The sequence below is a fragment of the Halorubrum alkaliphilum genome (assembly GCF_017873815.1).
GTDB classification, from domain to species: domain Archaea; phylum Halobacteriota; class Halobacteria; order Halobacteriales; family Haloferacaceae; genus Halorubrum; species Halorubrum alkaliphilum.
Genome location: NZ_JAGGKQ010000020.1, coordinates 1 through 25,307 on the forward strand (window position 1 = coordinate 1; position 25,307 = coordinate 25,307).

Consider the following 25,307-nt stretch of genomic DNA (forward strand, 5'->3'; position numbering starts at 1 on the left):
CGCGGAAGTGGAGAATTACGCTGGATCCTCGTTCAGTGTGTTCAAACAGCGGTTCACCGGTGTAACGATCCGTATCTTGGACGGTTTTACGCTCGATTGAAACAGCGGAAGAATCATCAGATAGCGATCGTCGCAACGGCGCGAAAACTGCTCGTGTCGATCTTCCACATGCTGGAGCGTGAGGAGGTGTATGATCCACCAGAGGTGAGTGCCTGAGGGCCGCCGGGCCGGCGGCCCTCATCGGCCGGTCGCAGCGGTCGTGAGCTACAGCTGTCGCCTTCACGTTCTGACCGCCTGCCGGTTGGTTCCTGAACCATCACGGTGCCTGCTTGCAGTTTCTCTCTCGTGATCAAGATCGGATCGATCCCGGCGAAAAATATAGTATCGCAGACGTGGTTTGTTGAGCTAGCAGGCTTTCATAGGTGTGTAGCACATTGTTGATGGAGAGCATTCTTGCGGATTCGAGATCAACACTGCTGTATGAGATCTCGTACTACAGTGATTCTGACGGCCACCTACCGATAGTCTACGCGGTCCGTCGCCGGGCGCGGACGTACGCGTAGACGATGCCGACTGCGCCCCCAACGAGAAACACGCCGGACCCCATCGAGAACTCGACGCCACCGTCCGGCGTCCTGAGAAAGCCGAACACGAACAATAGCGTGTCGGGGACGCCGATTGTCAGCGAGTCGACACCGAGGGCAGCCAACGCGATCGGGGTCAGGACACCGATCACGACTGCGAGCATCAACACGCCGCCTGCGGTTCCGACGACGAGGTCCCAGACGACGGTCGCCGGAGCGGTCTCCCAACGTTCGATCCCGGGCAGTCCGTACACTTCGAGGCCAGTTTCGCTGTCGACAACGGAGACGTCGGCCGGATAGCTCAGTAACGTGAGCGCCATCCAGACGTCGCCGACCGCGCCGCCGGCGTTCAACGCCAGCGGGACGGCGAGCCACGGCCACTCGAAAGCGATCATCACTGGAACGCCAATACCAGTCAACAGAACCAACGGCGCGAGCGCGACGACGAGAAACTGGTTGCGGGTGAATCGCGTGTCCGTCGTCGCGAACGCGTACGGGAAGACGGCGTAGACGACGCCGAGGCCGTACCGCGGCGTCCCGCCGAACGCACGGATCGCCGCCCCGTGACAGAGCTCGTGGACAACGATCACCAACGCCATCGATCCCATCACGAACAGGAACGTAAGGCCGAGATTCCACCAGCCGGCGGTCTCGTCGAATCCGAACTCGGTGACTGTAGCGTCACCCGTCACAAGATAGTACACGAAGAGAAAGCCGACGAGCGAGACGAGCATTCCGACCGTGCTCACGACCGTCCACTGTAGGACCAGATCACGCGATACGCCGAACTCCGCCAGCAATTCGTCGTTGGTCCCTCGATCCATTGTTCTATTACTAGAAGATAGCCAAGTGATAACGTTCGTCCTAATGGCGATTGATATAGGGAAAGTAGGTAAACAGGTGTGTCATCTGGCCGAGTTCGATTTCGAGGACAACGAATGAGTCGCTGTAGACACCATGGGTCGCTCCGCATCCCTTTTATTCGCTACCGTCGATCCTCACTCGTGGACCTCCACGTTCGGTACGAGGGCGACGACGACCCTGATAAGTGTACGGCACGGAAGCTCGCGCGGTTCGACCTCACAACGCTCCACCGCTCCGACCGTGCCACCCCGTACGGGGTCGTCCTCAATCCGCACGCCGAGCGTGCCCTCTCGCCCGCCGACGCCGACCTCGCCCGCGAGAACACGCTGGTCGCACTCGACTGTTCGTGGGAGTCAGCCGGCGAGAAGCAGTTTACCCTCCCCGGCGAGCATCGTGCCCTCCCCTATCTCGTCGCCGGCAACCCGGTGAACTTCGGTCGGCCCATGCAGCTCACGACGGTCGAGGCGTTCGCGGCCGCACTGGCCATCCTCGGCGAGTCGGACCACGCCGAGCGGATCATGGCGAAGTTCACCTGGGGTGAGACGTTCCTCGAACTCAACGAGGAGCCCCTTCGGCGCTACGCCGACTGCGAGGACTCCGCCGAGATCGTCGCGATCCAACAGGAGTACCTCGACCGGGAGTGACCGGCTCGACGACTCCGTTGATCGCGGTCGTCGGTGCGCACCGATCCGTGCGAGGAGGGGTGAAACGAGCCTTTTTCATCGAACCGACCGTACGGTCGATCGATGGTTACAACAGGTGACATCGCGCCCACGTTCACTGCGACGATCGGAACGAGCGATCATGAGCCGTTCGATCTCGACGACTACCTCGGTGACGGGCCGGTCGTGCTCGCCTTCTTCCCCGGAGCGTTCACGCCGCCGTGTACCAACGAGATGATCGCGTTTCAGGAGCACGCCGACGCCTTCGACGACGCGGGCGCGACCCTGTTCGGCGTCAGTGCCGACTCGCCGTTCTCGCAGGGCGCGTTCCGCGAGGAGCACGGGATCGAGTTCGACCTCGTGAGCGACATGGACGGCGACGCGATCCGGGCGTACGGGCTGGAGATGGACATCCCCGACCTCGGACTCCACGGCATCGCCAACCGTGCGGTCTTCGTGCTCGACGACAAGGGCGAGGTCGTCTACAGTTGGATCGCCGACGACCCGACGAACGAGCCGGCGTACGAGGCCGTGCTCGACGCCGCGCAGTCCGTCTGAGAGCCGAGCTCTCGCGTTCGTTCACGCTCGTTTCAGTCTCCGAGTACGCCGCCGATCATCCCCGCGAGCGCGGAGTCGATCGCGAACAGGAACGTCAGGAACAGCCCGATTACGAGGACGCCGGCCCCGCCGAGCAGGCTTCCGACCGGTCCGCCGACGAGCCCGACGAGGCTGCCGAACGCGGCGAGGACGAGCGTGATCGCGATACCCGTCACCGACCCTGCGAGGAGTCCGTGCCAGCCGCCCGAGAGCAGCCCGCCGCCGGCAACGTATCCGGCGACGAACCCGCCGATCAGCCCCGCGCCGATGTGGCCGATCACGGGCGCGGCCGACGCGATCAGTCCGGCGATGAACATCACCACGAATCCGTAGCCGACCGCACGGAGATCGGTCATACCGGGACTTTCACCGGGAACGGTCATAAGTCCGCCGTCGGCGACGTGGTCTCGGACGACGTTTTTTATATCGAACCACCGTAACCGGGGATGTATGCCCTCCGAACGCGGGAGCCGCGGTACGGCGACCGTGTCCGACGCGTCGACCGCCGGGGACACCTCGGTGACCGATCACGTTACGGCCACGGACGCCGACGGTGACGCCCGGCCCGAGACGAGCGATCGCGACACCGCCGCCATCGACGCGATCGCGTGGGGACCAGTTCGCCACGACCGACTCCGGTCGATGGTCGTCGGGTTCGGGCTGGCAATCGTCCTCGGCGTGGCGGTGGTCGGTGCCGCGCTCGCGTCGACGGTCGTCTCGGCGCTCACCGACCTCTCGCCAAGCGCAGCGCCCTCGTTTCTGACGGGAGCGAGCCCCGGAGAGGCGTTCGTCACCCTCGTCTTCGTCCTCGTCATCGCCATCCTGACCGTCCCCTACCTCTACCTCTCCTACGGCGAGTGGGGTCGAGAGGACGGTTCGATCCGCGAGCGACTCCCCGGCCTCTCCTCGCTCCGTCCCGGCTGGCTCCTCCTCGGCGCGGCGGTCCCGCTCTCGCTGTGGGCGACCGGCGTTGAGTGGACGGCATTCGGCCTGCGACTGCCGTTCGCGATACTCCTGCTCGTTCCGCTGGTGCTGCTGTGGGAGGGAGCCGAGGTCACGTTGGATCCGCGGGCACACACGGTCAAGCGGACGTATCCCGTACGGGGTCGGAGCCGGACCGACGACCTGAACGCGGTCGTCCGCACCCGCCGGATCGACCTTCCCCGCGCGGACACGGTGTTCCTGCTTGCGTACCGCGGCAACGAGTGGTACCGCTCGACGCCGTGGCTGACGGTCCCGCGGGACCGGGCCGACGCGGTCGAGGACGCCCTCGACGACGTTCTCACCGGTTCCGACGGTCCGGACCGCGCGAGCGTCCCGGAGCGCGCCCTCCTCGCGCTGGTGGGGAGCACGACGCTCGTGTTCGGGCTCGCGCTGTCGGCCGCCGGCGAAGGTGGTGCGGGACTCGCGCTCGGGCTGTTGTCCGCACCGTTCACCCTGATCTTCCTCGCGCTCGCCGCCCGGCTCTGATACGACTCCGGCTCTGATTCGGCCCCGCCCCTGATGTGACCCCCGGCTCGCGACCGCCGCCACCGGACGACTCAAATACGCATGTGCCCTCCTTTCGAGTATGGACCGAAAACGCCTGGAGCGGGCACTTGCCGACGAGTTCGGTGGGACCGCCGCACAACGGCGTGCAGTGGCGAGGGCGGCACGCGACCTGTCTGACTCGGGGAAACCGTCACGCGACCGTGGCCACGGCCTGACCGTTCCGGCGGTGGTCCGACACCTCTCCGACGCTCCCGACGGCTCCTCGCTCGTCGACCGATGGAACTGGTGGATGGGTGCGTTGGAGGCGGCCTACGGCGGCTACGACTACTTCACGGTTCGGTTCGTCGAGGACGACGAGGAAGCCGGGCTCCGCCGATGACATCCTCCGCGCCGTGAACGGCGGGATTCTCTCGCTGTATCAAGATAGTCGGGGATGGGAGTCACACCGGGCGGAGCGTGACCCGGATCCGGCCCGCCGGATCCACTGGCAGGCGTACCGAGCCGTTCACTTTCAGTTTCACTCCGGGCATGGCTCGCTTATACGTTGGTAGCGGCTCGATCGGTAGTCATGAGCGTGTCAACGAGCGACCAGCCGCGATACGGTGTGCCGACGCGCGTGGACGTCACCAAGTGCCGAACCGACCGGATCACGGACCGTGCTCGATCGAACCGGGTTGACAACAGCGAAGTGTATCTCGAACGTCGGGGTGGCCGGACGTTCCTCGTGACCGCCCCGTCCGAGCGCTGAGTCGGAGCGTCGTCGTCTCGCGCGTCGCTGGCGGTCAGTCGTCTGCCGTGATCGAGTCCGGCAGTTCCGTATCCGTATCAAGACGGCTCTCTAGTCCGACGCCGAGCGCTTGGTCCGTCGTCGCCATCGACTCGGCCGCCGCCGTGTCGGTCGCCATCGCGCGGATCGCGTCGACGTTCTCGGGGACCACGTCCGCCTCCTGATGGACGTTCTGGAACAGGTAGAGGTCGCGGCCGGAGACGTGGACGGACTCCCCCCACAGACAGTTCTCCCAGAGGTCGCCACGGGGACGGCCGAGATCCATCGCGTACTCCTTGAGCGCGCCAGCGCCGTCGATGCCCGCGCCTTCGGGGATGAGGAACAGCCGGGACTCGTCCGCGAGCAGCCGGCGAACCTCGTCGGCCGTCGGCGTCGTTTCGAGCGTGACGTTGACGCTGTGGGTGTGCATCGCAGTGACGGGCGCTTTCAGCGCGGCGGTGTCGACGTCGACGCCGGGGAGCACCGTGTTCACGTCCGGACCGTGGTGGGAGGGGAGACCCACGGGGTCCGGGACGATGTCGTTGATCGGCCCCCGGTCGGTCTGGGCGGGGTCCCCGCCCCGTCGTATGAGCGTGACTCGCGCCGTTTCGACGCCGAAGGACTCCGCGACGGGTGCGAGGAGTCTGGCGAGTCCCGTGGAGTTACAGGAGACGACTCGAACGGCGTCGGCGTCGCGGGCGGTCTCGAAGGCGGTGCGAGCGGTGAACGAGGCGTCGGCAACGGTGGCGTCCTCGCCGCCCTGGAACACGACGCGGACGTCGTGAGCGTCGTAGATATCGCGGTTTTGGGCACCCACGCCGGCGGGGCAGCAGTCGACGACGACATCGACATCAGCGAGAAGATCCGAGAGGGTGCCGGCCGGCGGGAGTCCGACGGCCTCGAACTCGTCCGTTCGGTCGGGGTCGGCCGCGTAGAGGTCGTACTCCCGTTTGACTGCCGACTCCGCCTCGTGGTTCGGACTCCGCTTTGCGACGCCACGGAGCACCATGTCGGGTTGGGCCGCGACCGCGTCCGCGACCCGTTTCCCGATCGTCCCGTAGCCGTTCACGCCCACTTGGATCATATCTTTACGCCCACCGTCGCCACCGATAATGTTTTCGGTGAAATTAGATGGGAATTAACTACGGTGTGAGTAACGCATCGGTTAATTCGGGAGATAAAAGCGTGTAAGCGGGTTATTACATAAAGTATCGTAAACGGTTGGGCACACCTATTATCGACGACTGAAACGAGTGCGACCGGTCGATGACAAGGACTAACGCCCGCCGAAACCGAGACACGGACATGAGCGATCACCTCACGGAGGCGGCTCGAACCGCAGTCGACCAGTGTCTCCGCGTTCGGTCCGACGAGTCAGTCGTCGTCGTTACCGATGACGAGCGCGAACCGGTCGGCGAGGCGCTGTACGCGGCCGCCGCCGCCGTCACCGACGACGCCACGCTCCTCCGGTACCCCCCGAGCGAGCAGCACGGGACGGAGCCACCCGCGCCCGTCGCCGCCGCGATGGCCGAGAGCGATGTCTTCCTCGCTCCGACGACCAAAAGCCTGAGCCACACTCGCGCACGGGGTGCCGCCTGCGACGCCGGCGCACGGGGCGCGACGCTTCCGGGAATCACGGAGGACGTGTTCGTCACCGGTCTCGACGCCGACTACGCCGCGATCGACGAGGCGTGTTCGGCCGTGCTCGACGCGGTCGGCGATGCCGACGAGATCCGAGTGACCTCGCCCGCGGGCACCGACGTCACGTTCGGGATCGGCGACCGCGAGTGGCTCGCCGACACCGGGTCCGTCCACGCGCCCGGCGAGTTCTCGAACCTGCCGGCCGGCGAGGTGTTCGTCGCGCCCGAGACCGCGACCGGCACCTACGTCGTCGACGGGACGATGATGCCCCACGGGCTGCTCGCGGAGGGACAAGAGCTGACCTTCGAGGTCGAGGACGGACTCGTCACGTCCGTCAGCGACGACGCGGTCCGCGGAGAGCTGGAGACCGCCGCGGAGTCGGTCGGCGACGCCGCCTACAACCTCGCGGAACTCGGCATCGGTACCAACGTCGGCGTCAACGAACTCGTCGGCTCCGTCCTCCTCGACGAGAAGGCGGGCGGCACGGTCCACATCGCGATCGGCGACGACGCCGGGATCGGCGGCGAGACTGACGCGCCCGTCCATCTCGACGGGATCCTCCGGAATCCGACCGTCTACGCCGACGGCGAGGAGATCGAACTCCCAAGCGCGTAGCGAGGGTGCGCGGCTCGGAGACGGGCCGAGTATTTATAAGTGAACGTTGCGGTGGCGCGCACCTCTGAGCGCCCATCGGGCGCGAAGAGCACCGCGCGAGGGAGGCCGGGCGGGCGCTTATAAGCGCCCGCCCGCCGAGGCTGGGGAGGTGTGAGGTGCTGTGCGGTTGCGGTTCGGGTGGGACGCAAAGGGGCAGTCGCCGGACCACGTCCGGCTGCCAGAGGCGCGTAGCGCCTCGCGGCTGGGGCTTTGGAGGAGTTCACTGCCGATCCAGTATCGGCGATTTATAAGTACAAGTCGAGATGTGATTCGTGTCGTCACTCCACGACCGCGAGCGCGACGCCCGCGACCTCCCGAACCCCGACGACTTGATGCCGCCAGCCGTCGCCGGCGTCGACGCAGAGCGTCCCCGCATCGGTCACGACCACCGACACGCCGGGACCGTAGCCGAGCGCGACCGGCTCCTCGTCGACCGGGAGTTCCGCGACCGTCCACGTCTCGGCGTCCCACTCCCCGCTGCCGTGGACGAACAGATCGCCGTCGACGACCGCCATCGCGTGGCCGTCGCCGTCGGCGGCGACCGTAGTCGCCGAGCCCTCCAGCGCCGTCATCCAGCCGTTGCCCAGCCGGTAGACGCCCGCACCGGTCGCTGCGAGGGGAGTTCCGGAGCCCGCGACATCGCGGGCGTCGTCGAGCCCGACCGCGGCGAGCGCGTGGGACGCGTCCGGGCCGTCACCCCCGACGACTCGGTGAACCCCGCCCGCGGCCGCGACGAGGGGGCCGTCGATCGCGCGCGGCTCCGAGACCGTCCCGATCGAGGCCGCGGCCGGATCGGAGTCCACGCCACTTCCAGTACCGATCTCGACGCGGGCGATCTCGCCGTCCTCGCCGGCAACGAGGAACGCGTCGTCGTGGACGCCGACGGCGACCAAGGGGCTCTCCGTCACAGAGTCGAACTCGGGGTCGTCGCCGACGGGCGCGACGCGCAGTCCCTCCGCGGTCGCGATCCCGACGAGGTCCGGATCGCCGTCGCGCGCGAGAACCGCTGCGTCGCGGGCGGAACTCGTGTCGACCATGTCGAACGCGCCGACCTTGTCGGCCGACATCGAGACGCGGACGACGCCGCTCTCGGTGGCGACGTACGCGTCGGTGCGGCCGGCGCTACCCGCGTACACGCGCTTTTCGTCGATCGAGATGTCGTCCTCGGCGGGAGCCATCGGGCGACCGTTCACCGCCGCGAGACATAAGCCCCGCGCGAGCGTTCCGACGGCCATTTGAGCGCCCCTCACGTACAGCCGGTAGTGCAATCGGTCGCCGTCGAACTCGTCGCCCTGCTCGCCGACGTGGCCCCCCGGCTCGCCCGGATCACGGCGTTCATCTCGATCGGCGTCTTCGCCGCCAACGTCGCCGTCGCGTTCGGCCTGATCCGGTACGTCGCGGGACTGTCGGGCTGGCTCACCCGGCCCGCGAACCTCCCCGACGAGGTCGGGACCGCCATCCTCACCACGGCGGCGTCGACGACCGCGGGCTACGCCACGCTCGCCGAGTACCGCGAGTCGGGGCTGCTTGACGACCGCGCGACGCTCGTCGCCGTCGTCATCAACACGTTCTTCGGGTTCGTCCAGCACGTGTTCACCTACTACGTCCCGGTGTTGATCCCGATCCTCGGCACGACGACCGGCACCCTCTACGTCTCCGCGCGCGCCGGGATCGCGCTGGCTATCACGCTTTGCGGGGTCGCGCTCGGCGGCCTGCTCCTCTCCGAGCGCAACGTGAACCGGGAGGCGCTCGCCGACGTCGAGGCCTCGGGCCCCGACGCGGACGACCGGGGCGGTCGAAAACGGGTCCGTGACGCGGCCGGGAAGTCGTGGAAGACGCTCCGGCGGATCGTCCCCCGGCTCGCCGTCGTCTACACGCTCGTGATCGGGCTGATCACCTACTACGACGTGGAGTCGCTGACGGGAGTCGCGGAGCCGGTCACCACGCTGCTCGGGCTGCCCGGAGCGGCCGTCCCCGTGATCGCGGTGTACACGCTCGATACGACCGCGGGCGCGGTGACGATCGCGCCGCTGCTGGACGGCACGTTCACGCCACGGACCGCGGTCGCGACCTTGCTCATCGGCGGGATCCTCTCGTTTGCCGTCTCCACGTTCCGCCGGTCGATCCCCTTCCAGTACGGGATCTGGGGCGCGGAGTTCGGGACGAAGGTGATACTCGTCAACACGGCGCTGAAGCTCGTGTTCATCTCGATAACCGTCGCGCTGTTGCTCGCACCGGTGTGGTGAGCGGACCGGGTCGCCGGCGGCTCTCTCGCGTCGTTCAGTGATACGCGGCTGTCGCCGTCGCTCACAACCCGTTCGAACGGATTTCCTGTGAGAGAGTCACAGTAGTACGAGGTGAACGTCCACGACGTCAGTCGTGGGTCACTGACATGAAAAACAGTCGCTCCCGTGTGGCCGCGTCGAGCGGCGCGCCGTACTCGGATATCTCGACCGCCTCCGCGTGGGTTATCCCGTCCGCGTCGTCGCCGTATCGCTCGCGGAGCAGGTCCCGGAACCGATCGGCCACGTTCATCTCCGTGACGCTGACGAGGTGTTCGACGCCGTCGTCGGCCAGCCACGCCCGCCGTTCCGCGTCGCCTTCGGGAACGGCATCGAGCGCGCCGTACGTGTACGGCAGCCACTCGTACATCTGTGACTCGTGGCAGTGGAGCGCGTCGAGCTTGGCCGCCTCGACCGACGAGACGTCGACGACGACATCCGGATCGAACGGGGTCGGCTTCGTGAACCCGTCGGCCACGTAGCCGATCACGGGCATCGAATCGATCGGGGGAACGTCCGGGCAGACGTTCGGGACGATGAGCATGTACGCGGCGTCGCGGACGACCTGCGCGCAGTACCGGTGGTCGGGATGGTAGTCGTTCGGTCGCGGCCCCAACACTAGGTCGGGGTCGAGCCGTCGAATAAAGCGGATCAGTCGCTCGCGCAGCGCCAGCGTCGGCTCCAACTCGCCGTCGCGGACGCCGAACCACTCGTAGTCGACGCCGAGCGTCTCCGCGACCGCCTCCGTCTCGCGTTTCCGTCGGGCGGCGAGCGAGGGGCGGTCCATCTCGTGGTGGCCCGCACTGCCGTCGGTGACCGAGAGGAACGTCACGTCGTGTCCGGCCTCGACGTAGCGGGCCGCGATGCCGCCGGCCTTTATCGAGCAGTCGTCCGGATGCGGGCCGATCACGAGGAGCGAGAGCGAGTCGTCCATGTCGACGCACCGCGACGGACCAACAAGTAGTTTGGTCTCGTGGACCCGTCCGCCGCCGGACCTCCGATCGCGACGACAGCTTTTCACCGCGGCTCGCCCACGGTCGGACGAACGCCCATCATGAAGGAGTTCCCGCCGCTTCCGTCCGTCGAGGCCCCCGCAGAGGAGAACGGTTCCGACGCCGTCGGACACGCCGCGGCCGCGGACGCGTTCCGCGAGGGTCACCTCTGGACCGAGGAACTGGTCGACGGCGACCCGCTCCGGTTCCGGGTGACGGACGCGGGGTTCCTGGAGTTCGGCGACGACGAGCGCGTCTTCGACCACGACGCGGTGCCGCTCCGGTACCGGGCCGCGGTCCGAGCCGTCCGTGAGGAGTTCGCCCGCGACGCGTTCGTGACCGCCGTCGAGGATCCCGGCTCGGTCACCTTCTTCGGCGTGGCGACGCACGCCCGCCGGCTCCCGTACGACCTCGACCGGATCCCGCCGTTTCTCGGCACCGCTCTCCACGACGTCGACGGCGAGCGATATCTGCCGCCGGATACGGTCCGGAGCGCGTTCGAGCGCGTGGGACTCCCCACGATTGACCCGATCGACAAGGAGCTTCGAGCCGCACACGTCGACCCCCGAGAGTATCCGGTTCCCGAGTCTCAGTGGTACGACGGACCCGCGGCCGGCGTCGTCTTCCACAACAAGGGTGGGAGGCGTGCCGTCCGACGAAGCCTCCCGGTCGGGAACAACGGATCGGGGACGGGTGAGACGTCCGAGACGCACGAGACATCCGAAACGAAGGAGATCGACCTCGACGACCGCGTCACCGACGCGTGGCTCGACCGACTGGTGGAGGGGTCCAGCGTCGACGCCGGCATCGATCCCGACGCCACCACGGTCGAAGCGGTCGTCGACCGCGCGCTCGAACGGGTAGCACGCGAGACCCCCGCGCTCGCGAGCGACCTCGGCGGACCGTCGGAGAACGAGGTTCGGTCCACACTCGCGGGACGCGTCGATCGGTACCTCCGGTCCTGATGGGGGTTATCGTGACTCGTCGGGTGAGACGCGACAGGTGTTGACGCCGAGCACGGAGTACAGGCCACAGACCCCGGTCGCGGCGGTTCCGAGCGCGGCGAGCGCGACGACGCCGAGCAGGGGCGCGGCCAGCTCCGGAAGCGGGACGACTCCCGCGAGCGTCGCGATCGAGAGCGCTCCCGCGACCGCGCCGACTGCCGTCCGAACTCGCCCGTCCGTGGATCCTACGTTCTTGTCCATACCATACACTATCGCTCGCGACAACTAAAGCTGTCGGCGGGTGTCGTGGTACCGACAGACCGGGCCCGGTATCGCATCCGTCTAGAACTCGTCGAGGCCGGTCTGGCTCCCGCCCGACTCGCTCGTCGTCGTGCGGTCCGGTTCGTTCCCGTGTTCGGCCGCGATGGCCTTCGCGCCGGAGACGCCCCCGGACAGGGACGCACGCCTCGCGACCGTTTCGTCGGCGAGGCGGTCGGCCGCGTCCCCTCCCACCTCGCCGTACCGGTCGCGGAACTCCTGACGGGCCCCCTCGTAGTCAACGACGGGATAGGGGTACTCCTCGCCGATCCGGACCCCGCAGTCGTCCTGCACCGCGAGCGGCGTCTTCTCCGGTCGGGGGAGATGCCGCGCGGGGAGGTCGGCGAGTTCCGGAACCCAGCGAGTGACGAACTCCCCGTCGGGGTCGAGGTCGCGGACCCCTTTCGCGGGGTTGTAGAGACGGAGGCCCGGTCGACCGACGAGTCCACACTGTGACTGCCACTGCGTGTAGTTGATCGCGGCATCACCGTCGATCAGGTGTTCATAAAAGTGGTCCGCCCCGATCCGCCACGGCTGCTGGAGGACGTGGAAGTACAGACTCGCACACATCGCCCGGGTTCGGAAGTTGAGCCACCCGGTCTCGCGAAGACACCGCATGCTCGCGTCGACCATCGGGAACCCCGTCTCGCCCGCCTTCCAAGCCGCGACCAACTCCGGATCGTGGCGGTCTCGGTTGAACCCCCGCATCACGGGGTTGACCGCGCGGTCGACCCACCCCGGCCAGTCGAGCAGCTTCTGCCGGTAGTGCCGGTTCCAGTAGAGCCGGGAGATGAACATCGACTTCCCGCGGCCGTCCGGCGCGCCTTCCTCGACGCGTTGGTACACTTCCCGGACCGACAGACAGCCGAACCGGAGATACGGCGACAGCCCGCTCGTCCCCTCCCGAGCGTCGACCGGAGAGGAGATGTTTCCGGGGTACGCGCCGAGCCGCGAGACGAACGATTCCAGTCGGTCCCGGGCGACCGACCGGCCGCCGGCCGGCACGTCCGTCTTCTCCGAAGCCACGGCGTACGCGTCCGCGATCCGACCGGGGTCGACCCCCGTGTCGATCCGGTCGAGACGAACCTGCCGAGGATCCCAGTCGACCGGGTCATCCGTGAGCCACGCCTCGACGCGGTCGCTCCACTCGCGTCTCGGATACGGCTCGTCTCGGACGAGCCCGTCGCCGCCGACGAAGTTCACGTCGAGTGACTCCCGGGCGCGCCCGTCGCGGTTGGTGCCGTATCGGCCACTCGGAGCCCCCTGCGCGTACACGTCCCAGCCGGCGTCGACGAGACGCTCCAGAACCGCGATCGGGTCCCCGTGGGCGTAGGTCAGCCCCACGCCGCCGACGTCGCGGTACTGTCGGTCGAGGTCCCGGAGACAGTCGTGAAGGAACTCGATCCGCGCGTCGCAGGCGGTCCCGCCGTCCCCGTAGAACGCCGGATCGAAGACGAAAAGCGGGAGGAGGCGGCGGTCGGCGTCCCCCCTTCCTCCCGCGGCAGCCGCGAGAACCGGGTTGTCGGCGATCCGCAGGTCCGTCCGGTGCCACACGACGGCACCCGCTGACCCCTCGTCGATCGACGGGACAGCGTCGCGAGTCGGTCGGGTCGGGAGCGGCGGCTGCTGCATTCGTATACCCGTTCGAGGTGTCGAACCAAGGGCGTGTCGGCAGTCGAGTCCGCGGCAGCGGTCAGAGGAGCTCCGTATCGTCTCTGAGCCGTTCCGTGTCGCGTCTGGGGCCCCTCTGCCGCGTCCGGTTCGCTATCGGATCACAGTCACCGGAACCGTCGCCTTGTCGACGACGCTCTTGGCGACGCTCCCGACGACCTGCTCGCGCTCCTCGCTCAGTCCGCGGTGACCCACGTGGATCGCGTCGACCCCCGTCTCGTCCGCAAAGGACGTGATCGCGTCCGCCGGACGGCCGGTGAGTAGCTCCGTCTCGATCGCGATCCCGGCGTCCTCCGCCTCGGCGACCTCCTCGGCGACCGCCCGCGCTCCCTCCAGTACGCGCTCGCCCTCCTCGACTGCTGCCTCCTCGCCCGGGAGGATCAACGTTCCGTCGATCAGTTCTGAATCCGGCGTCAACACGTGGACGATCACGAGCGTCGCGTCGAACGCGACGGCCCCTCTCGCGGCATGCCGGACCGCTTCGTCCCCCAGCGTCGAGCCGTCCGTGGCAACGAGGTATCGCATGGTCGAAGATGAGTGTGGCGCGTACATAACTCCTCGACGGCGTTCTCATCCCCTGACTCTCCGACCGGGTCCGTGACCGGTCGGCGAGCTAACGACCGGTTCCGCTCAGGGCGCGAGTGCGACGAGTGCGAACGTCTCCGTGCGCGTGTCCGCACGAACGATATCGAATCCGGCAGTCTCCAGCACCACGGCCGCGTCGTCGGCGCCGAACCGTTCGTCGGTCGGCGGCCCGGCCTCGCCGTCGCCGTCGGCCGACCAGTCGAAGACCACGAGTCGTCCGCCCGAGCGGAGAACGCGCGCCAACTCGGCGACCGCGTCGTCGCTCGCGAACTCGTGGTAGGTCATCGTCGAGAACGCGGCGTCGAGCGCGTCGTCCGCAAGCGGCAGGTCCCCCACGTCGCTCTCGACGAGTTCGACGTTCGCGGGTACACCCTTCTCCCGGTAGAACTCGTGCATCTCCGCCTGGAGGTCGACCGCGTACACGGACCCGACGTGTGGTGCGACATCGTCAGTATAAAACCCGGTGCCGCTCCCGAGGTCGGCAACGACGTCGGCGGCGGCGGGGTCGACCGCGCCGATCAGCTCCTCGGCGGACACCCAGCGGTAGCGGTCGGGGTCCTCCAGCCGCTCCGCGCGGTCGACGTCGAACGTGTGGAATCCCATGCGATAGTATTGTACTTAATCCACAAAAACGAATCGGTCGACGGCGTGATCACGAGTCGTTCAGGGCGTCGACGGCGGCGTCGACCTCGCGTTCCGTCGAGACGGCGTGGATCGAGACGCGAACCGCGTGCGGGTCGGGGATCGCCCGCACGACGATCCCGCGGTCGGCCAGCCGGTCCACCGTCGCCTCCGGGTCGTCGTCGGCGACCGTGACGAGCCCGGACTCGAACGTGTGGGGGCTCAGGAGTCGATCGTCGTCGATTCCACTCTTGAACCGGTCGGTGAGACGCTCGATCCGATCCTCGATCCGTTCGATGCCAACCGACTCGATCGCGTCGATCCCTTCGAGCAGGCCGACGTGGGCGGCCGCGGTCGCCGTCCCGACCTCGAACCGCTTCGCGCCGGGCTCGTACTCGATCTCCTCGGCGGTCGGGGTCCGTACCCCACGATAGCCGGCGGTTCCGGGAGTCAACCCGTCCGCGACCGCGCGGTCGACGTGGAGGAAGCCGGCTCCCCACGGGCCGAGCAGCCACTTGTGGCCGGCGGCCGCGACCGCGTCCGCGCCCCAGCGAGTCACGTCGAGGTCGACCTGTCCGGGCGACTGGACCGCGTCGACGAGGGTGAACGCGCCCGCGTCGTTGGCGATCCCGACGAGCTCCTCGACCGGGAGCCGCGTCCCGTGCGTCCACGTGATCGCGCTGAAACAGACGAGCCGGGCGTCCGCGACCGCGTCCGTGAACGCGTCCACATCGACCCGCCCGTCCCCGGTCTCCACGACACGGACCGCAACACCCGCGGATTCGAGCTGCTTCCACGGCAACACGCCCGCAGGGTGTTCGAGGTCCGTTCGGACGACGACGTCGCCGGGCTCCCAGTCGATCGCGGCCGCTATCCGACCGATCCCGTCGGTCGTGCTCTCGGTGAGCGCGATCTCCTCGGGCTCCCCTCCGAGAAACGCCGCGATCCGCTCGCGGACCGCATCGTAGGTGTCGAAGGCGTGCTCGTAGGGGTCGGTCTCGGCCGCGCCGTACTCGTGGTCGGCGATGAACCCGCCCGCGGCGTCGACGACGTACTCGGGGCTCGGCCCGTGCGCGCCGTAGTTCAGGTACGCCGTCTCTCCGTCGAGTGCGGGGACGTCCGCGCGCAACTCGCGCGGCGTCATTCGCGTTCCCCGCGCCCCTGGCGTCGAACGATCGACACCATTCAGTTGACGTGTTCCTCGACGGCGGTCCGGAGCGTCTCCTCGGTCTGTGCGCCGACCATGCGGTTCGCGAGCTCGCCACCCGCGAACACGAGCAAGGTCGGGATCCCCTGAACGCCGTACTCCGAGGCCAGCGCCTGGAAGCGGTCGACGTCGACTTTCAGGACGGCCGCACCGGTCTCGTCCGCGACGGCCGCAATCGCGGGCTCCATCATCTGACACGGTCCACACCAGTCCGCATAGAAGTCGACGAGCACAACGTCGTAGTCGGCGACGTGGTCGTCGAACGCCGCGGCGTCGTCGAGGGCGATCGGGTCGGTCGGAACGGGTTCGGTTGTCTGCGTCATCACCCGTACGTACGCCCCCGACCGTGATAACGGTTTTGGATATTCTACACAATACTAACTCGCAGCTCGGATGGTACCGAGAGACGGTGCCGCTCCCCTTACGCCGGGACACCGCGGGCCCGATACACCGCGAGCGCGCCGTGATAGGGGACGATACCGATCGGTAGGTCGGGCGATCTCGGTGTCGAACACGGATCAGCAAACCAGTGAAACCGCCACACTATCCGTCCGGTATCGTTCCACGTGTGTGAGAATCGTGGTGTATTCATTAGTAGGTGCCACCCCTATCGGACGCGTATGAGCCATCAGTCCGACCCCTCACGGAAGCGTCTCGACGCGACGTTCAAGGCGTTCGGCGCGGTCGCGATCCTCATCGCCGTTCTGCTTTCGGTCGCCGTGATCGCGCTTACCGATCCGCTCGGCGGGTACGTGACGTCGACCCCGGCGGCTGCCGGGACCCTCGTGTTCGGCGGACTCCTCGTCGCGGTCGGCTACGCGGCGTACACGCTCCGTCGAGAGTGAGCGATATCGAGAGTAAGTCGCTCACATCGGCAGCGACGTGATCGTATTTAAATGGACTGTGAGCAGCTGCGACGACCATATATAAATGGACAATGCGGTGGCGCGCCCCGGTGAGCGGCTCGGAGAGCCGCGAACCGCGAGGGACCGAAGGTCCCTCTGGAAGCCCGGAACGGCGCTTTAAGTGCCGTTCCGGCGAGGCTGGGGAGGCGTGAGGTGCGGTTGCGGTACGGGGTGGGACTCAAAGGGCAGCCTGCTCCGGGACGACGGGCGTTCACGAGAGCGGCGCTCTCGTGAGCCGATCAGAACGCGGCGCGTTCTGATGACGACGCAAGCACTCAAAACGGCGAGCATAGTGAGCCCTTTTGAGCGCGCAGCGAGCCCCTCGACCGGAGCAGGCCGGGGCTTTAGAGGCCTCGACCGTCGATTCGTCGCCAACCGTTTATAAACGAGCAGCTGGAGATGTGGAAGCGGTCACCACAGCACTACCTACTTATAAACCGCCGCCAGCAACCTCACTTGTCCACTTATAAACACTCACTCTAACGTATTGCGAGACCCACTCCCGAGGTCGATCGGGAGGCGGTTCGTGTCGCACGGAGCAGTCAGCGGGTCGGAAACGAAAACGCGCAGGACAGTCACGTGCGTTTATAAGCCTCCGCGCCCGTCAGATCGGGTATGTCGATCCCCGACGCATCGGCGACGGCGGGTTCCGTCGTCGACGAGGTGCTCTCCGCCGTCGTCGCCGATCGCCGCGTGCTCGAAGAGGTCACCGCCGGGCTGCTCTCCCGTGGTCACGTCCTGTTGGAGGACGTCCCCGGAACCGGGAAGACGCTGACCGCGCGGTCGTTCGCGGTCGCGCTCGGCTTGGAGTTCTCGCGGGTCCAGTTCACCCCGGATCTCATGCCCGCCGACGTCACCGGCTCGTACGTCTTCGACGAGGACGCCGGCGACTTCCGGTTCACGCCCGGGCCGATCTTCGCGAACGTCGTGCTCGCCGACGAGATCAACCGTGCCCCGCCGAAGACCCAGTCTGCCCTCCTCGAAGCGATGGAGGAGGGACAGGTCACCGTCGACGGCGAGACCCACGAGCTGCCGGAGCCGTTCTGCGTGATAGCCACGCAGAACCCGGTCGAACAGGAGGGCACCTTCGAGCTACCGGAGGCCCAACGCGACCGGTTCATGGTCAAGACCTCGCTCGGCTACCCCGACGAGGCGGGCACCCGAGAGCTCATCGACCGGCGCGCCGACCGCGACACGCCCGCTCCGACCGTCGAACCGGTCGTGGACCGGGGGGCCGTCCGCGAGCTTCAGCGCGTCCCCGAGTCGGTGACCGTGGAGGGACCGGTTCGCGAGTATATCGGGGCCGTCTGCCGCACGACCCGCGAGGACGGCCGCGTCGACGTCGGCGTCTCCCCACGGGGCGTCCAGCGGCTGTTCGAGGTCGCCCGCGCGGAGGCGGTGCTCGACGGTCGCGAGTACGTCGTTCCCGACGACGTAAAGCGGATCGCCGTCCCCGCGCTCGCTCATCGGCTCGTGCTCACCCCGGAAGCGGGCGTGCGCGGCGTCTCCCGCCGCGACGTGATCCGCGATACCCTCGATGCCGTCGAGGTGCCCGCGATGGAGCCGCCGGCGGGGTAGCGCTCGCGGCGACACAGAGCCGCAGGTCACTCGAACAGCAGCCACGCCGCGGCTCCGGTCGCGACGAGTCCGCCGACGACGCCGACCGTCGAGGGGACGGACAGCGTCGGCGAGAGGGCGGTGGCGAGCGCGAGTCCGACCGTCGCGAGGACGACGCCGACGCCCGCGACCGCCGCCGTCCACGTGAACCGGACGAGTTGGACGTCGCGGGCGACCGCCTCGCGACCCACGTCGCCGGCGACGTCGCTCCCATAGACGCCGGCTCGATACGCGAACAGCCCGGCACCGATCGCACAGAAGGCCGCGAGCGCACCGCCGGAGACGACCGCTCCGGTCTCGCCCCCGAGATCGACGGTGGCCCCGAGGACGACGCCGCCGAGACCGGACCCGAGGCCGACGGCGGTTCCGGCGGTCCGACCGGCCTCCTCGCCGATGACGCCCGCGTACGGGCGGGCCACGAGGCCGACCGTAACGGAGAGGAGGGCGGTCACGAGCAGCCCCGCAGTAACGAGGTCGGCCGCCACCGTTCCGGGGACGAGCCGCGAACCGACGACCGCGAGGACCGTCGTGCCGACGCCGACGCCGACGAGCGTCGGCACCGCGACGTTTCCGTCGGACCCGTTCGGGCCGCCGCCCCGTGACCCGAGCCAGACGAGCCGAACGAAGAGCCAACAGGCGAGCGCGACCGTTGCGAGGGCGGTCGTCGTCGCGAGGGTGCCCCGAAGGAGTCCGCTCGTCGAGACTGCGTCGACGATCCACCCGATCCGCGGGACCAGCGACCCAACGAGTGTGGCGACCACGAGGCCGGCGACGGCGGCGGCGGCGACCACCGCGATCAGGCGGACCAGTCCCGTTCGCAGTGCGACTGCCCCCTCCCGACGGTGCGGGAGCGTGAACGCCGCGATCGGAACCGCGCGGAGCGCGAGCGCGACCGCCGAGGCGGCGACGACGATCCCGACGACTGGACCGGTAAGTCCGGTCGTCTCGACGGACCACGCCGGATCGAGCGCCGCCGGAACCGCGACGCGGACGCCGCCAGCGGCCGAAACGACGGGAAAGAGCACGGCGACGATGCCGAGCGCGACCCCGGAGACGATCCCCGCGTTGCCCGTCCGTCGAAAGGCGGTCGGGGATAGACCGCCGGTGAACGCGCTCGCCAGCCCGACGCCGACGAGGGCCGCCGCAGGCGCTAACGCCGCGGCCCACCCGCCCACGTCGGCCGTGACTCCCACGCCGACAACGATCCCGGCGAACGCGATCGGAAGCAACGCCGCGCCGACCGCAACGCGACCGTGACCGCCGGCGAAGAACCGACACGCGACCCCGGCGATGACGCCCGCAAGGGCGGCCATCCCGATCGCTGGTTCGGCCGTCGAGAGGGCGGCAGTACCGGCGAGTCCGGCCGTCACGATCGCCCACACGGTTGCGCTCGGTAGTCGGGACCGATCGGGTCCGCTCATCGCGTTCGACCCTCCCCGACCGCCTCGCGTACCACCAGTTCGAGGGACCGATCGGGATCCCAGTCGACGACGCGTGCGCCCGACTCCCGGGCACGAGCGAGCCGGTTGTCCCGGGCGATCGACCCGATCCGCGCGGCGTCGTCAGTCCCTCCCGAGAGCACGTCGGGGGAGACGACGCGGACGGCGTGGTTCCCCGCCCGCAGTCGCTCCGGGAGGGTATCGAGTCCGTCGTCGACGAACGACGAGAACAGGTAGACGTGCGCCTCGCCCGGCAGCGCGGCGGCGAGGACCTCCGCGGGGGAGCCGTGACGCGACCGAGCGATCGACCCCTCGGGCCGGTCCCCTTCCCCGGCGGCCGACAGGAGGGTTCGAGTCCGCTCCCGGGTCGTCGCGTCCGTTCCGGGGTCGACCGACAACGCCCCACGCTCGTACAGACAGACGACCCCGGACGGGTGACCCGCATCCATGAGCGTCAGCGCGGTCCGCTCGGCGGCGTCGACTGACAGGGCGGCGGCCGGGAGCGAGGACCCGGCTGGCGTCCGTCGCTCGCTCTCCCGAACGTCGACGACACAGACGACGGTGGTCGACCGCTCCGCACGGTACTCGACCGTCGAGAGCTCGCGGGTCCGCGCGTAGCGACGCCAGTCGATGGACCGTACCGGGTCGCCGGATTCGTACTCCCGTACGGAGTGGAACTCGACCCCGCTTCCGTCCTCGTCCGCCGGGACGTCGCCCGCACGATCGTTCGTACCGTCGCCGAGCGGGACGTCGTCGACCGCCGGCGCACACCGGATCGTCACGTCGTCGTCGACCGCCGGCGTCCACGTCCGGCGCGCGCTCCCGTCGAGGCTCCGGACCCGAAGGACGGGGTCGGCGAACCCGTGGGTCCCGCGACGCAGTTCCAGTTCGTACTCGACGGTCGCCGACTCGCCGGGATCGAGACGGGTCGCCGTCCGGGGGGTGCCGGCGACCACCGGGAGGTCAGCCGGGACGCCGTCGGCGACGCGGAGGTCGACGAGCGGACCGTCCCCGACGTTGTGGACCGTCGTGCGGACCGTCACTGCGTCGCCGGGGTCGCCCGAGACGGTCGATCCGTCGGCGGACACGTCGTCGTTCTCGCCGCCGACACGGCGGGTGAACCGGACGGATCGGTCAGGAGTCACGTCGCTGCCGCCGGCCGCGACGAACGCGAGCGGCACCAGCGCGGCCACGACGAGCGTCGGGCTCCCGACCACCACTCCGGCACCGACCAATGCGAGCGCGAGCGCGCCGTACAGCTCGCGCGCTCCGAACCGCTCGACCTCGTCGCGACCGGCGCCGTCCTCCCGACCGATCGCCGCCGGATCGGCGCTCGTCACGGCGTCACCTCCTCGGTCGAGGTCGCGGGATCGAGCGACTCGATCGCCGCGACCGTACGGCGGACGCGCCGACGATACGCGCTTCCGGGGTCGATCGCGGTCCGGACGCGCTCGGTGAGGGGGAGCCTCGACTCCTCGGCGAGGAACGCCGCGGCGACCGGATCGTCCGTCCACGTTCCGGTTCTGACTGCCTCGCGCGCGGCCGACGGAGAGCGCCCGTGCCGGGTTCGGACGGCGCGAACCGCTCCCTCGGTGAGTTCCGTCCGGATCGTGCGAGCCGCGCTCGTCGGCCGACACTGATACCGGGCGTCGATCGCGGTGGAGAGCCGGCGTTCCGTGCCCGGTCCGACCGGGTTACCGGTCGCCGGTCCGTCGTCGACGGCCGCCTCCAGCGGCGACTCGGAACCCTGCGACCGAAAACGGGCCGCCATCCAGGCCGCGTACAGCGCCAGGACGACGCCGACCAGCGGCAGGAAGACCGCGAACCCGTACAACAGGGACGTGAGCGCGCCGCCCGAGGTCCGGAGAAACCCGCCGAAGAGGACGGAGAGGACCGCTAATGCGGAGCCGACGGCGACGACGCCGAGCGAGAGGCGTCGAACATCGAGCGCTCGTAGCCGGGACCAGAGCACTCCGAGCCACTCGACCGCCCACCGACCGAGATCCAACAGCCGGCCGCCGATCAGTTCGAGGAGACGGAGTCGGAGGCTCATAGGCTTCCTCCGGTGTCGTCGGCGGCGTCGGTTTGCTTCCCGTCGGTTCCGTCGTCGCCGTCGGTATGCCCCATGGTGGTCCCGTGATCGGAGTCCGGGTCGTGATCGGAGTCCGGATCGTGATCGAGAAGGCCGGCCGCGGTGTCCCGTGCCTGCGCGGCCCGATCGGGCGTCGGATCTCGACCGCCGTACTCGGCGTCACGGAGCGTCGACAGGAGGTCGTCGACGGCAGCCGAGGGGTATCCGATATCGACCGCGCGTCGGGCGACCTCGCCCGGCGTGTGCGTCTCCCGTCGCCGGATCCCGACCCGGTCACAGAACGCGTGCCAAGCCTCCCGGACGGTTCGCCGCGGGGATGCCGGACCCAGTGGCTCGTCGGCGATGTCGACTCCGGCCGACCCGTCGACGTCGTCGTCCTCATCGTCCGATTCGCCGGGGTCACGGCGGAGGGTATCGATCCCGGAGCGAACGATCGAGCCGACGCTCCCGCCCGTCGAGCGCGTCGCCGACCCGAGCGAGGGGATCGAGGCGAGTCCGGCGAGGAGACCGCCGAGCGCCGCCCCGATCGATCGGGCGAACGATGGGATCCGGACCGTCGGCCACGAGAACTCGGGGACGGAGATGGACGGAACTCGAACGCGGTCGGCGAGGGAGTCGAACAGCGTCGCGAGCGCGACGAAGAGCGCGGCGAACTCGTTGCCCGGTTCGTGGTCGTATCGGCGGGCGAGCCGGAGGTATCCGACGACCCCGCCGATCACGAGCCCGGGGACGATCACGAGAACCGCGGTCAGCCGGAAATAGAGGTCCCCGACGGTCGCGGTCGTCGTCTCGCCGCCGGCGGTGGCGACCAGCGTCGCCTCGTCGTCGACGGGGAGCCACAGTCGTGCGGTGCCGGCGTCGTCGGTGGTCGCGGCGCTCCCCTCGTCGATCGTGGCGGCGTCGTTCCCGTCCATCGCCTCCAGCGCGGCCGCCTCGTCGCCGCCGACCACCGCGACGGTCGCGTTCGGGACGCCGCCGCCGTCGGCGGTGACCCGGACCGGCGCGAGTGATCCCGGGACGAGCAGCGGCGAGGCGAACGACACCTCCGGGGCCGCGACGTCGACCGTCTCGACCCCTCTGACCGGGTCGCGCTCGACGGTCACCTCGGTCTCGCCCGCTTCCCGCGGGAGCACCACCGTCGCCCTGCCGTCGGAGCCGGTCGTCGCGACGGCCTCGCCGTCGACGGACACGGTCGCGTCCCGGAGCGGCGTCGACCCCACCGCAGCGGAGAGTTCCCGCTCGGTACCGGGCGCGGCGGGACCGTGGACCCGGACCGTCGCGTCGGTCTCGACGTGGAACGTCTCGGAGAGATCCCGGTCCGGAACCTCGACGGTCATCGTCCCGGCATGAGGGACGGTGACGCCGTCGAGCCGACCGAAGGGGGTGGGTTCGCCGGCGGCCGCCCCGTTCACTTCGATCGTCGGCGGATCGAAGTGGGAGATCCCTGACGACGACTCGATCTCGACGGTCACCTCGCGACCCGGTTCGAGCGCACCGACCACCTCGATCCGGTTGGTCCCGTCCCGGGCGTCGTCGCCATCGGCTCCGCCGTCCCCGTCGGTCATCCCGTCGCCGGACGCCCCGTCGTCCGCCGTGACCTCCTCGGCGGGAGTCGGCTCCCCGACGACCGCGTCCCACTCGCCCGCCGACTCCCCGCCCGGGGCGTCGAGTCGAGGGTCCGCGGCCGGAAGTGCGCTCGCGACCGCGAGCAGACAGCCAACACAGGCGAGCACGACCACCAGCCGACGCCGCCGGTTCACGATCTCACCTCCGTCTCGGCCGCGAGCCGCTGGAGCCGCCGAACGCGGTCGTCGACCGCGGGATGGGTTCCGGTCGAGTCGGCCACTCCCGTCGAGCCAGCCCCTCCCGTCGAGCCAGTCCCACCCGTCGAGCCAGTCCCACCCGTCGAGCCAGTCCCACCCGTCGAGACGACCGATCCCGGCGTCCGGTCCCGCCACGCACGGATCCACTCGCTCCGGTTCGTGCGGCCGTTTCGGTTCGTGTCGTCGCTCGCGGGGCGACCGGCGCTCCCGCCCGAGCCGTCCTCGGTTTCCGGTCCGCTCGGCTCGGTCACGATCGGTCCCGGCACCACGCACAGCGCCCGCGTCCGGGTCGTCCGGAGGTCCCGCTCCGGTGCCGGGGTCGCCTCCGAGAGCGTCACGAGCGCGGTCGCCAGCGCGAGCGGGTCGCCGGAGAGCCGGGCGCCGGCGGCGTCGGCGGCCAGCTCCCGGGCGTGTGAGAGCGTCCGGGTCGCCCGGTCGGCCCCCGTCGCGAACAGCCACAGGAGCGGCGAGACGAAGACGTACGTCAACAGCGCGAGCGGGAGCAGCCACTGGAGAACGATCCTCCCCTGCCCGGAGCGGGCCTCGGGGTCGTGGACCGCCCGCCTGACGAGTCGTGCGGCGTGATACCCACGGTCAGCGAACTCCAGAAACAGCGTCGTGAGCGTCATCAGCGTCACGTCACGGTTCGCGACGTGAGCCACCTCGTGGGCGAGCACCGCCTCCAGTTCCTCGTCGTCGAGCGTCTCGACGAGCCCGACCGTGACGACGATCGTCGCGTCGGTGAACCGCCCGACGGTGTAACAGCTTGGCGTCGAGTCGTCGATCACGCGGACGCTCGGCGGCGGCACGTCGGCACCCATCGCCAGCCGTCGAACCGTCGCCGCTACCGGACCGTCATCGTGGTCGTCGCCGCCGGGACCCGACAGTACGCGTCGGTAGCCGTAGTGTGCCTGAGCGGCGAGGACGCCGAGGACGACGACCGCGACCGCCGGAAGCGACACCGGAAGCCGGAGGAAGTCGAACCCGACGGTCCCCTGCCCGAGGAAGACGACGGTCCCGGCGACGACGCCCGGGACTAACACGCCGTACGCCCACACGAGGGTCACGACGAGGAGCGCGTTCAGGCCGACGAGCGCTACGAGCACCGCAGCGATACGCACGCGGAGGGACATGGAGGGCGTCGTTCGGGATCCAGCGCCTCGCACCAAAAAACGTTCGGCGTCGATCCGTCCGTACCTTTATTTTCTACCAGTACCTGACCATAGATACACCGAAATCGACCATGTCCAAAAGCACGTCTCCCCACGCGCCGACGCTCGCGAGCGAGGAACGCCGTCGGATCGTCGCCGGGCTCGTCGACGACGCCGTCTCGACTTTCGGCGACCTCCGTCCCCGGGGTCGCGCCGACGAGATCGAGGCCGCGCTTCGGGAGACGCACCTCCCCGCGCTCGCCGAGGCGGGATACATCGAGTGGGGCCCCGAAACCGGCGAGATAACCCCCGGTCCGAACTTCGCCGAGGCGGCCGACCACGTGGCGGACCTCCCGCTACCGGACGCCGAGCCCGAGTCCGCCGACGACTGATCCCCCGTC

At 69.0% G+C, this 25,307-nt stretch carries 27 protein-coding genes and 1 pseudogene; 12 read left to right on the forward strand and 16 right to left on the reverse strand.

Annotation, left to right across the window (positions count from 1 at the left end; all coding sequences use genetic code 11):
• A pseudogene (locus J2751_RS15560) lies at nucleotides 1-216 on the forward strand (IS110 family transposase); the annotation flags it as partial.
• A gap of 310 nt (nucleotides 217-526) precedes the next feature.
• On the opposite strand, the gene J2751_RS11635 reads toward J2751_RS15560, so the two are convergent.
• Complete coding sequence (locus tag J2751_RS11635) at nucleotides 527-1,408, reverse strand: DUF3267 domain-containing protein (RefSeq protein WP_209486220.1); 882 nt, start codon at nucleotides 1,406-1,408, stop codon at nucleotides 527-529.
• 180 nt (nucleotides 1,409-1,588) lie between these two features.
• Between J2751_RS11635 and J2751_RS11640 the strand changes: the two genes are divergently transcribed.
• Together J2751_RS11640 and J2751_RS11645 are read left to right on the forward strand one after the other, a co-directional pair.
• Nucleotides 1,589-2,092 carry a DUF367 family protein gene (locus tag J2751_RS11640; protein WP_209486221.1) on the forward strand — a complete coding sequence of 168 codons (504 nt, stop codon included), beginning with the start codon at nucleotides 1,589-1,591 and terminating at the stop codon, nucleotides 2,090-2,092.
• A gap of 102 nt (nucleotides 2,093-2,194) precedes the next feature.
• The gene (locus J2751_RS11645; protein WP_209486222.1) at nucleotides 2,195-2,668 is read left to right on the forward strand and encodes a redoxin domain-containing protein; all 474 of its coding nucleotides are present in this window, start codon (nucleotides 2,195-2,197) and stop codon (nucleotides 2,666-2,668) included.
• Nucleotides 2,669-2,700: 32 nt separating this feature from the next.
• On the opposite strand, the gene J2751_RS11650 is transcribed toward J2751_RS11645, so the two are convergent.
• Nucleotides 2,701-3,063, reverse strand: coding sequence for a DUF5518 domain-containing protein (locus J2751_RS11650; protein WP_209486223.1), 363 nt, complete (start codon nucleotides 3,061-3,063; stop codon nucleotides 2,701-2,703).
• 94 nt (nucleotides 3,064-3,157) lie between these two features.
• On the opposite strand from J2751_RS11650, the gene J2751_RS11655 reads away from it, so the two are divergent.
• From J2751_RS11655 to J2751_RS11665, 3 genes are all read left to right on the forward strand, one after another.
• Entirely contained in the window at nucleotides 3,158-4,177 is a 1,020-nt protein-coding gene (locus J2751_RS11655; RefSeq protein ID WP_209486224.1) for a hypothetical protein, read from the forward strand.
• 100 nt (nucleotides 4,178-4,277) lie between these two features.
• On the forward strand, nucleotides 4,278-4,577 hold the full coding sequence (locus J2751_RS11660) for a hypothetical protein (RefSeq protein ID WP_209486225.1): 300 nt from the start codon (nucleotides 4,278-4,280) through the stop codon (nucleotides 4,575-4,577).
• Nucleotides 4,578-4,766: 189 nt separating this feature from the next.
• Nucleotides 4,767-4,946, forward strand: a complete 180-nt coding sequence (locus tag J2751_RS11665) for a hypothetical protein (protein WP_209486226.1) — start codon at nucleotides 4,767-4,769, stop codon at nucleotides 4,944-4,946.
• 34 nt (nucleotides 4,947-4,980) lie between these two features.
• On the opposite strand, the gene J2751_RS11670 is transcribed toward J2751_RS11665, so the two are convergent.
• Complete coding sequence (locus tag J2751_RS11670; protein WP_209486227.1) at nucleotides 4,981-6,048, reverse strand: type II glyceraldehyde-3-phosphate dehydrogenase; 1,068 nt, start codon at nucleotides 6,046-6,048, stop codon at nucleotides 4,981-4,983.
• Between the two features lie 221 nt (nucleotides 6,049-6,269).
• Between J2751_RS11670 and J2751_RS11675 the strand changes: the two genes are divergently transcribed.
• The gene (locus J2751_RS11675; RefSeq protein WP_209486228.1) at nucleotides 6,270-7,220 is read left to right on the forward strand and encodes an aminopeptidase; all 951 of its coding nucleotides are present in this window, start codon (nucleotides 6,270-6,272) and stop codon (nucleotides 7,218-7,220) included.
• 317 nt (nucleotides 7,221-7,537) lie between these two features.
• Here the strand turns inward: J2751_RS11675 and J2751_RS11680 are convergent, their stop codons facing one another.
• Complete coding sequence (locus J2751_RS11680) at nucleotides 7,538-8,437, reverse strand: HVO_0234 family beta-propeller protein (RefSeq protein WP_209486229.1); 900 nt, start codon at nucleotides 8,435-8,437, stop codon at nucleotides 7,538-7,540.
• A gap of 84 nt (nucleotides 8,438-8,521) precedes the next feature.
• Here J2751_RS11680 and J2751_RS11685 point away from each other — a divergent pair, with 84 nt between their 5' ends.
• Complete coding sequence (locus J2751_RS11685) at nucleotides 8,522-9,505, forward strand: nucleoside recognition protein (protein WP_209486230.1); 984 nt, start codon at nucleotides 8,522-8,524, stop codon at nucleotides 9,503-9,505.
• A gap of 127 nt (nucleotides 9,506-9,632) precedes the next feature.
• Here J2751_RS11685 and J2751_RS11690 read toward each other — a convergent pair whose 3' ends face one another.
• Complete coding sequence (locus J2751_RS11690; RefSeq protein WP_209486231.1) at nucleotides 9,633-10,475, reverse strand: PIG-L deacetylase family protein; 843 nt, start codon at nucleotides 10,473-10,475, stop codon at nucleotides 9,633-9,635.
• A gap of 120 nt (nucleotides 10,476-10,595) precedes the next feature.
• Between J2751_RS11690 and J2751_RS11695 the strand changes: the two genes are divergently transcribed.
• The gene (locus J2751_RS11695; RefSeq protein WP_209486233.1) at nucleotides 10,596-11,498 is read left to right on the forward strand and encodes a hypothetical protein; all 903 of its coding nucleotides are present in this window, start codon (nucleotides 10,596-10,598) and stop codon (nucleotides 11,496-11,498) included.
• Nucleotides 11,499-11,504: 6 nt separating this feature from the next.
• Here J2751_RS11695 and J2751_RS11700 read toward each other — a convergent pair whose 3' ends face one another.
• The 6 genes from J2751_RS11700 to trxA form a co-directional block, all read right to left on the reverse strand.
• A complete protein-coding gene (locus J2751_RS11700; protein WP_209486235.1) occupies nucleotides 11,505-11,738 on the reverse strand; it encodes a YgaP family membrane protein in 234 nt (77 codons plus the stop codon).
• An 81-nt stretch (nucleotides 11,739-11,819) separates the two neighbouring features.
• Complete coding sequence (locus tag J2751_RS11705) at nucleotides 11,820-13,427, reverse strand: FAD-binding domain-containing protein (RefSeq protein WP_209486237.1); 1,608 nt, start codon at nucleotides 13,425-13,427, stop codon at nucleotides 11,820-11,822.
• A 132-nt stretch (nucleotides 13,428-13,559) separates the two neighbouring features.
• Nucleotides 13,560-13,991, reverse strand: a complete 432-nt coding sequence (locus J2751_RS11710; protein WP_209486239.1) for a universal stress protein — start codon at nucleotides 13,989-13,991, stop codon at nucleotides 13,560-13,562.
• Between the two features lie 105 nt (nucleotides 13,992-14,096).
• On the reverse strand, nucleotides 14,097-14,654 hold the full coding sequence (locus J2751_RS11715; RefSeq protein WP_209486241.1) for a class I SAM-dependent methyltransferase: 558 nt from the start codon (nucleotides 14,652-14,654) through the stop codon (nucleotides 14,097-14,099).
• Between the two features lie 49 nt (nucleotides 14,655-14,703).
• On the reverse strand, nucleotides 14,704-15,816 hold the full coding sequence (locus tag J2751_RS11720; RefSeq protein WP_209486243.1) for an aminotransferase class V-fold PLP-dependent enzyme: 1,113 nt from the start codon (nucleotides 15,814-15,816) through the stop codon (nucleotides 14,704-14,706).
• A gap of 41 nt (nucleotides 15,817-15,857) precedes the next feature.
• Nucleotides 15,858-16,202 carry a thioredoxin gene (gene trxA, locus J2751_RS11725; RefSeq protein ID WP_209486245.1) on the reverse strand — a complete coding sequence of 115 codons (345 nt, stop codon included), beginning with the start codon at nucleotides 16,200-16,202 and terminating at the stop codon, nucleotides 15,858-15,860.
• 297 nt (nucleotides 16,203-16,499) lie between these two features.
• Between trxA and J2751_RS11730 the strand changes: the two genes are divergently transcribed.
• On the forward strand, nucleotides 16,500-16,724 hold the full coding sequence (locus J2751_RS11730; RefSeq protein ID WP_209486247.1) for a hypothetical protein: 225 nt from the start codon (nucleotides 16,500-16,502) through the stop codon (nucleotides 16,722-16,724).
• Nucleotides 16,725-17,399: 675 nt separating this feature from the next.
• The gene (locus J2751_RS11735) at nucleotides 17,400-18,362 is read left to right on the forward strand and encodes an AAA family ATPase (protein WP_209486249.1); all 963 of its coding nucleotides are present in this window, start codon (nucleotides 17,400-17,402) and stop codon (nucleotides 18,360-18,362) included.
• A 26-nt stretch (nucleotides 18,363-18,388) separates the two neighbouring features.
• Here J2751_RS11735 and J2751_RS11740 read toward each other — a convergent pair whose 3' ends face one another.
• From J2751_RS11740 to J2751_RS11760, 5 genes are read right to left on the reverse strand one after another with little or no spacing between them, the layout of a single operon-like run.
• A complete protein-coding gene (locus J2751_RS11740) occupies nucleotides 18,389-19,822 on the reverse strand; it encodes a hypothetical protein (RefSeq protein WP_209486251.1) in 1,434 nt (477 codons plus the stop codon).
• On the reverse strand, nucleotides 19,819-21,180 hold the full coding sequence (locus J2751_RS11745; protein WP_209486253.1) for a DUF58 domain-containing protein: 1,362 nt from the start codon (nucleotides 21,178-21,180) through the stop codon (nucleotides 19,819-19,821). The genes J2751_RS11740 and J2751_RS11745 overlap by 4 nt, the downstream gene beginning before the upstream one ends.
• Nucleotides 21,177-21,893: a DUF7269 family protein gene (locus J2751_RS11750; RefSeq protein ID WP_209486255.1), complete on the reverse strand. Its 717-nt coding sequence runs from the start codon at nucleotides 21,891-21,893 to the stop codon at nucleotides 21,177-21,179. The genes J2751_RS11745 and J2751_RS11750 overlap by 4 nt, the downstream gene beginning before the upstream one ends.
• A complete protein-coding gene (locus J2751_RS15785; protein ID WP_209486257.1) occupies nucleotides 21,890-23,692 on the reverse strand; it encodes a DUF4129 domain-containing protein in 1,803 nt (600 codons plus the stop codon). Before J2751_RS15785 ends, J2751_RS11750 begins: the two co-directional genes overlap by 4 nt.
• Entirely contained in the window at nucleotides 23,689-24,888 is a 1,200-nt protein-coding gene (locus tag J2751_RS11760; RefSeq protein WP_209486259.1) for a M48 family metallopeptidase, read from the reverse strand. The genes J2751_RS15785 and J2751_RS11760 overlap by 4 nt, the downstream gene beginning before the upstream one ends.
• An 83-nt stretch (nucleotides 24,889-24,971) precedes the next feature.
• Between J2751_RS11760 and J2751_RS11765 the strand changes: the two genes are divergently transcribed.
• Nucleotides 24,972-25,298: a hypothetical protein gene (locus J2751_RS11765; RefSeq protein ID WP_394357393.1), complete on the forward strand. Its 327-nt coding sequence runs from the start codon at nucleotides 24,972-24,974 to the stop codon at nucleotides 25,296-25,298.
• Nucleotides 25,299-25,307 lie beyond the last annotated feature (9 nt).

Bases quoted from the DNA above. Each gene is read 5' to 3' on its own strand.
- J2751_RS11635 (WP_209486220.1), bottom strand. From the start codon at position 1,408: ATGGATCGAGGGACCAACGACGAATTGCTGGCGGAGTTCGGCGTATCG.
- J2751_RS11675 (WP_209486228.1), top strand. From the start codon at position 6,270: ATGAGCGATCACCTCACGGAGGCGGCTCGAACCGCAGTCGACCAGTGT.
- J2751_RS11665 (WP_209486226.1), top strand. From the start codon at position 4,767: ATGAGCGTGTCAACGAGCGACCAGCCGCGATACGGTGTGCCGACGCGC.
- J2751_RS11760 (WP_209486259.1), bottom strand. From the start codon at position 24,888: ATGTCCCTCCGCGTGCGTATCGCTGCGGTGCTCGTAGCGCTCGTCGGC.
- trxA (WP_209486245.1), bottom strand. From the start codon at position 16,202: ATGACGCAGACAACCGAACCCGTTCCGACCGACCCGATCGCCCTCGAC.
- J2751_RS11750 (WP_209486255.1), bottom strand. From the start codon at position 21,893: ATGAGCCTCCGACTCCGTCTCCTCGAACTGATCGGCGGCCGGCTGTTG.
- J2751_RS11650 (WP_209486223.1), bottom strand. From the start codon at position 3,063: ATGACCGATCTCCGTGCGGTCGGCTACGGATTCGTGGTGATGTTCATC.
- J2751_RS11655 (WP_209486224.1), top strand. From the start codon at position 3,158: ATGCCCTCCGAACGCGGGAGCCGCGGTACGGCGACCGTGTCCGACGCG.
- J2751_RS11710 (WP_209486239.1), bottom strand. From the start codon at position 13,991: ATGCGATACCTCGTTGCCACGGACGGCTCGACGCTGGGGGACGAAGCG.
- J2751_RS11645 (WP_209486222.1), top strand. From the start codon at position 2,195: ATGGTTACAACAGGTGACATCGCGCCCACGTTCACTGCGACGATCGGA.
- J2751_RS11735 (WP_209486249.1), top strand. From the start codon at position 17,400: ATGTCGATCCCCGACGCATCGGCGACGGCGGGTTCCGTCGTCGACGAG.
- J2751_RS11680 (WP_209486229.1), bottom strand. From the start codon at position 8,437: ATGGCTCCCGCCGAGGACGACATCTCGATCGACGAAAAGCGCGTGTAC.
- J2751_RS11720 (WP_209486243.1), bottom strand. From the start codon at position 15,816: ATGACGCCGCGCGAGTTGCGCGCGGACGTCCCCGCACTCGACGGAGAG.
- J2751_RS11700 (WP_209486235.1), bottom strand. From the start codon at position 11,738: ATGGACAAGAACGTAGGATCCACGGACGGGCGAGTTCGGACGGCAGTC.
- J2751_RS11740 (WP_209486251.1), bottom strand. From the start codon at position 19,822: ATGAGCGGACCCGATCGGTCCCGACTACCGAGCGCAACCGTGTGGGCG.
- J2751_RS11715 (WP_209486241.1), bottom strand. From the start codon at position 14,654: ATGGGATTCCACACGTTCGACGTCGACCGCGCGGAGCGGCTGGAGGAC.
- J2751_RS11690 (WP_209486231.1), bottom strand. From the start codon at position 10,475: ATGGACGACTCGCTCTCGCTCCTCGTGATCGGCCCGCATCCGGACGAC.
- J2751_RS11705 (WP_209486237.1), bottom strand. From the start codon at position 13,427: ATGCAGCAGCCGCCGCTCCCGACCCGACCGACTCGCGACGCTGTCCCG.
- J2751_RS11695 (WP_209486233.1), top strand. From the start codon at position 10,596: ATGAAGGAGTTCCCGCCGCTTCCGTCCGTCGAGGCCCCCGCAGAGGAG.
- J2751_RS11730 (WP_209486247.1), top strand. From the start codon at position 16,500: ATGAGCCATCAGTCCGACCCCTCACGGAAGCGTCTCGACGCGACGTTC.
- J2751_RS11670 (WP_209486227.1), bottom strand. From the start codon at position 6,048: ATGATCCAAGTGGGCGTGAACGGCTACGGGACGATCGGGAAACGGGTC.
- J2751_RS11660 (WP_209486225.1), top strand. From the start codon at position 4,278: ATGGACCGAAAACGCCTGGAGCGGGCACTTGCCGACGAGTTCGGTGGG.